Source organism: Chryseobacterium sp. YIM B08800, assembly GCF_026163565.1.
Classification (GTDB): domain Bacteria; phylum Bacteroidota; class Bacteroidia; order Flavobacteriales; family Weeksellaceae; genus Chryseobacterium.
The window spans coordinates 1-1,170 of sequence record NZ_JAPDKN010000089.1 but is presented as its reverse complement, the minus strand read 5'-3'; the positions used below and the strand labels follow the sequence as shown (position 1 = coordinate 1,170).

Below are 1,170 nucleotides of genomic sequence, written 5' to 3'. Positions count from 1 at the left end.
ATATTTTGCCCGACAACTACTAAAGCACTTAAAGTATTTCCTAAGCTAAAGCTTTGTGTTGCTGCTCCAGTCGGAGCTGCTACTGCACTTGATTGAGTTACTGTCGCACTTACAGTTCCTGTACATCCGTTTGCATCAGTAATCGTTACGGTGTAAGTTCCTGCTGCCAAATTAGTACGATCTTCCGTAGTGATTCCTCCTCCCCAGTTGAAAGTATAAGGTGCTGTTCCTCCTGTTGGAGTTAAATTAATAGCTCCTGTAGAACCTCCATTACATACAATGTTTGTAACAACTGTTGTTCCTGAAACCGCTGATGCAGGCTGAGTAATTGCTACTGTTCTTGTGATTGTACATGCATTAGCATCTGTTACTGTTACTGTGTAAGTTCCTGCTGCCAAATTAGTACGATCTTCCGTAGTGATTCCTCCTCCCCAGTTGAAAGTATAAGGTGCTGTTCCTCCTGTTGGAGTTAAATTAATAGCTCCTGTAGAACCTCCATTACATACAATGTTTGTAACAACTGTTGTTCCAGAAACCGCTGAGGCAGGCTGAGTAATTGCTACTGTTCTTGTGATTGTACATGCAGTAGCATCTGTTACTGTTACTGTGTAAGTTCCTGCTGCTAAACCTGAAGCTGTTGCCGCAGTTCCACCGCTCGGAGACCATGAGTAAGTGTATGGAGCTGTTCCACCTGTTACAACAATACTTGCTGTTCCGTTAGATCCTCCGTTACATGAAATATTTGTTTGAGAAGTCGTTGCACTCATCGCTGTTGGCTGAGTGATTGTTATCGTTCTCGTAATTGTACATGCATTAGCATCTGTTACTGTTACTGTGTAAGTTCCTGCTGCTAATCCTGAAGCTGTCGCCGCAGTTCCACCGCTTGGAGACCATGAGTAAGTGTAAGGTGCTGTTCCGCCTGTTACAACAATACTTGCTGTTCCGTTAGATCCTCCGTTACAAGAAATATTTGTTTGAGAAGTCGTTGCACTCATCGCTGTTGGCTGAGTGATTGTTATCGTTCTCGTAATTGTACATGCATTTGCATCTGTTACTGTTACTGTGTAAGTTCCTGCTGCTAAACCTGAAGCTGTTGTTGCAGTTCCTCCTGTTGGAGACCATGAATAAGTGTAAGGTGCTGTTCCTCCCGTTACAACAATACTTGCTGTT

1 pseudogene is annotated in these 1,170 nt (G+C 43.2%); it reads right to left on the bottom strand.

Annotation, left to right across the window (positions count from 1 at the left end):
* Nucleotides 1-1,170: pseudogene (locus OEW74_RS19140) on the bottom strand (hypothetical protein); the annotation flags it as partial.